The following is a 4,056-nucleotide window of genomic DNA, read 5'->3' on the forward strand; positions in this document are numbered from 1 at the left end:
CCCCGCCCCCTTACTCCTCGCCCACCACCGCCTCGAGCAGCGCGGTCACCTCAGCAACGCCGGCGCGCTCCATCGCCCCGCCGTGGACCTCGCTGCGGGGCGGCTCGCGCAGGCCGGCCTCCGAGAAAACGGTCAGCTCCACCTCGGTATCTCCGGCCAGGAAGCGGAACATCGGCTGGATGGACCACCCGTCGCGGCCGAAGCGCAGGCGCCGCTCATCGGACTCGAAGGGGATGCGCCGGTCCATGAGGAACATCAGAACCGTCTCGGGGGTATCGGCGAAGACGTGCAGCTGCACCGGCGACTCGGCGTCGGCGGTTCCGGCGAGCACCGGCCCCACCAGCCGCGGGCGGAAGTCGGCGAAGAAATCCATCGCCTCCAGGGCACGCCGGCGCAGATGGCGCAGCGCGGCCTCGTGCTCCTCGCCACCGAAGACGGCGTGGTACTCCAGCAGCGCCTCCTGGATCTCCTGATTACCGGGGAGGTTACGGGTGTCGCTGGCGCCCAGGCGCTCCGCCGCTTTGCGCTTGGCGGCGTAGTAATCACGTACGCCGTCCTCGGCCATCAGCCGCGCTGCCTCGCGTATCAGGCTCAGCCGCATGCGCTGATCGCGCTGGTGGTTGGCACTTCTGCGTCCCATGGCTTCCCCCCTGCTCCGGCCGTCTGCTGGTGCCGTCCGCCTAGAAGAGCTGCCGCTCCGAATGCTCGCCGTCGCGTTGCCGGCGATCGCGGTCCTCGCGGACCGGAACGGTCTCCTCGCGGAAGGTCTCGAAAATTGCCTCTGGGTTCTCGGAGCTCGTCGCGCGCCCGGACTCCGGATCGATGCGCACCGTGACCAGACCGTCCGGGCGCGGAACGGAGCGCTCCTCGACCCCGTCGAGGGCTACCGACATGAACCGCGCCCAGATCGGCAGCGCGGCCGTGGCGCCGGTCTCGCCCCGGCCCAGGCTGCGCTGGTCGTCGAAGCCGATCCACGCCGTGGCCACTAGGTCCTGGTTGTAGCCCACGAACCAGGCATCGCGCAGGTCGTTGGTGGTGCCGGTCTTGCCGGCCAGATCCTCGCGGTCGAGCACCCGCCGGGCCCCTCGGCCGGTACCGCGCTCCACCACATCGGAGAGCATGTCGCTGATCAGCCATGCGTTGTCTTCGGGCAGGACACGCTCGGCCTGCGGCGGCAAATCGAACAGGCCGATGCGTTCGCCCGGGACCGAGGCCATGGGCAGGTCGTCGCGACACAGCTCGCACGCCTCCGGGAAATCCGGCCGGAAGACCACCTCGCCGGCGCCGTCCTCGACGCGCTCGATGACATTGGGGATGACGCGGTACCCGCCGTTGGCAAAGGCCGCAAAGGCACTGGAGATCTGCAGCGGGGTGGCGCTGTTGCTGCCCAGGGCCAGGGAGAGATCCCGCGGCAGGCTCTCCGCCGGGAAGCCGATGCGGGCGGCGTGAGCGATGGTCGGGTCGATGCCGACGTCGCGCAGCACCCGGATCGAGACCAGGTTGCGGGAGAAGACCAGCGCCTCGCGCAGCCGGGTGGGGCCGTAGAAACGGCCCGAGTAGTTGCCCGGCCGCCAGTAGCTCTCTAGGGCATCGTCCCGGAAGACCACCGGCGCATCGTTGACCAGGGTGGCCGGCGTGTAGCCGTTCTCGAGGGCCGCCGAGTAGATGAACGGCTTGAACACCGAACCGGTCTGCCGCCGCGCCTGCACCGCCCGGTTGAAGGAACTGAGCCGGAAGTCGAAGCCGCCGGCAAGCGCCCGCACCCGGCCATCCATCGGGTCCTGGGCCACCAGCGCGCCGGAGACATCGGGGACGGCGCTGAGGGCACCGCGCCCCTCGCCCCGCGGCGCGACACGCACGATATCGCCGACCTCCACCACGTCGCCCGCCTCCTCCGGGGCGGGACCGCGCCGGTTGGCATCCCGGTAGGGGCGCGCCCACTCCATGGTCTCGAAGTCGACCTGTAGCACGCGCCCGCCACGCGGCCAGACCCACGCCGCCTCGGGCTCCACGGCGAGCACCACGGCCGCCTGCAGGCCTCCGAAGGGCGGGTGGGCGGTCAGTGCCTCCTCCATGGCCGCCGGATCGCCAACCAGCTCCGCTTCAACGCTGCCCTCCGGCCCCCGGTAGCCGTGGCGCCGGTCGTAATCGCGGAGGCCGCTGCGCAGGGCCCGGTTGGCGGCGTCCTGACGGTCCTTCTCGATGGTGGTGTAGACCGTGTAGCCACCGGTGTAGGCCTCCTCGGGCCCGTAGCGCTCGGTCATGGTCCGGCGCACCATCTCACCGACGTAGCGAGCGTCCACGCGGCTGCGCGGGGCGTGCAAATCGGCGGTGATCGGCGCAGCCATGGCCTCCTGATAGCGCTCCGGGCTGATGAAGCCCTCGTTGAGCATCCGGCCGAGAACGTAGGCACGCCGCTGGAGCGCCCGCTGCGGATTGCGGATGGGGTTGGCTACCGAGGGCGCCTTCGGCAGGCCGGCGATCATCGCCATCTGGGCCAGATCGAGCTCGTCGGGGTCCTTGCCGTAGTAGACCTGCGCGGCCGCCGCCACGCCGTAGGCGCGATGGCCCAGGTAGATCTTGTTGAGGTAGAGCTCGAGGATCTCCTCCTTGGACAGCGTCCGCTCGATCTGCAGCGCCAGGAGGATCTCGTTGACCTTGCGCAGGATGGTCACCTCGCGCGAAAGGAAGAAGTTCCGCGCGAGCTGCATGGTGATGGTGGAACCACCGGGCCCGAAGGAACGCTCGCGGACCACGTGGCCGACCGCACGCGCAAGGCCCTGGTAATCCACCCCGGGGTGTTCGTAGAAGCGGTCGTCCTCGGCGGCGATGAACGCCAGCAGCAGATCGGTGGGGAGATCGTCGATATCCTCCGGCTGGCGCCGCTGCTCGCCGTACTCGGCGATGAGCTCACCCTCGGCGCTGACGACACGCAGCGGCTGCTGGAAGCGCACGTCGCGCAGCGACTCGGCATCCGGCAGCTGCGGGGCGAGCACGAACACGGCGTAGGCCACGGCCGCCGCGGCCAGGACAGCGCCGACACCGACCAGGGCGACGGTGGTGTAGAGAAGGGTACGCAGGAATCGCTTCATGGGGACGGGGCGCAGGCGCCTTGGCAAACTCTGTAGGCAGTATACTGACCACCTCTTGAACGGGCGAGTTCCCGCCTTATAGTGGGGGGATGCTCTTCGCCGCGCACCAGGGACCGGTGGCGGCGGCTCGGGAACCAGCGTCTCAGGGAGGAGACGGGATGCCCCTGCCCAGCACCGCGACGCTCGGCGTCGCCGTGGCCGGACGAACCGTGCACGTCTGCCTGCGGCGCCGTAGCCACTACGCCTACACCGCGGAACCCGTCCGTGGCACGGGCGCGGAGGGCCGACGGGAGGCGTTGCGCGCGGCCTGCCGCCGGCTCGACGCTGGCCGGCCGCGGGTCGCGATGGCCGTGCCCGAGAGCCGCGTGCAGCGCCATCGGCTCCGCCTGCCCGACGGGCTGCGCCGCTCCGAGCACCGCGCCGTGCTGCGCCTGCACGTCCGCCGCGCCCTGCCTGCACCGGCCTCCGCCTGGCGTTACTGCCTCGGCGACGAGCGCCGGCGGCCGCGCCTGCTCGCCGCTCGACACACCGACCTGAACGCCGCCCGCGCGCTGCTGTACGAGTCTGGCCTGCGGCCGGTGGCGCTGCTCACCAGCCGCGATGCCCTGGCCCGGGCAACCGGGACGCCACCGGCCCCGTTGCCAGACACCCCGGCAGCCCGACTGACCCGGGCCCTGGCCGAGGTGGCCCGCTGCCCGGGGCCGGACAACCTGCTCCACGCGCGGGACCCGAACGCCCGCGACAACGGGCACGCCCTGCGCACCGCCGCCGGCGCTGCGCTGGCCGCCGGCCTGGCGGGGGTGGCGGCCCACGCCCACTGGGGCAGTACGCTCGTCCCCGGAGCCGGCGACCACGCCGACACCGACGTGGAGCCGCCCACCGCCGACCACGGGCGGGATCCGCAGCCGCCGGAGGAACGAGAGGGCCCTGCCGCGGATCCGGCCCCGCCCGATCCACCCCCCGA

At 71.8% G+C, this 4,056-nt stretch carries 3 protein-coding genes; 1 reads left to right on the plus strand and 2 read right to left on the minus strand.

Translation table 11 applies throughout. The features are described 5' to 3' along the window. Window positions 1–10 precede the first annotated feature (10 nt). Entirely contained in the window at window positions 11–640 is a 630-nt protein-coding gene (locus CCR79_RS11960) for a hypothetical protein (protein WP_201173137.1), read from the minus strand. A 40-nt stretch (window positions 641–680) separates the two neighbouring features. Beyond that, the gene (locus tag CCR79_RS11965) at window positions 681–3,092 is read right to left on the minus strand and encodes a penicillin-binding protein 1A (protein ID WP_201173140.1); all 2,412 of its coding nucleotides are present in this window, start codon (window positions 3,090–3,092) and stop codon (window positions 681–683) included. A 158-nt stretch (window positions 3,093–3,250) separates the two neighbouring features. Here CCR79_RS11965 and CCR79_RS11970 point away from each other — a divergent pair. Then, window positions 3,251–4,056: hypothetical protein (locus CCR79_RS11970; protein ID WP_201173142.1), on the plus strand; the 806-nt coding region annotated here is incomplete at its 3' end.

Source organism: Halorhodospira halophila (assembly GCF_016653405.1).
GTDB classification, from domain to species: domain Bacteria; phylum Pseudomonadota; class Gammaproteobacteria; order Nitrococcales; family Halorhodospiraceae; genus Halorhodospira; species Halorhodospira halophila_A.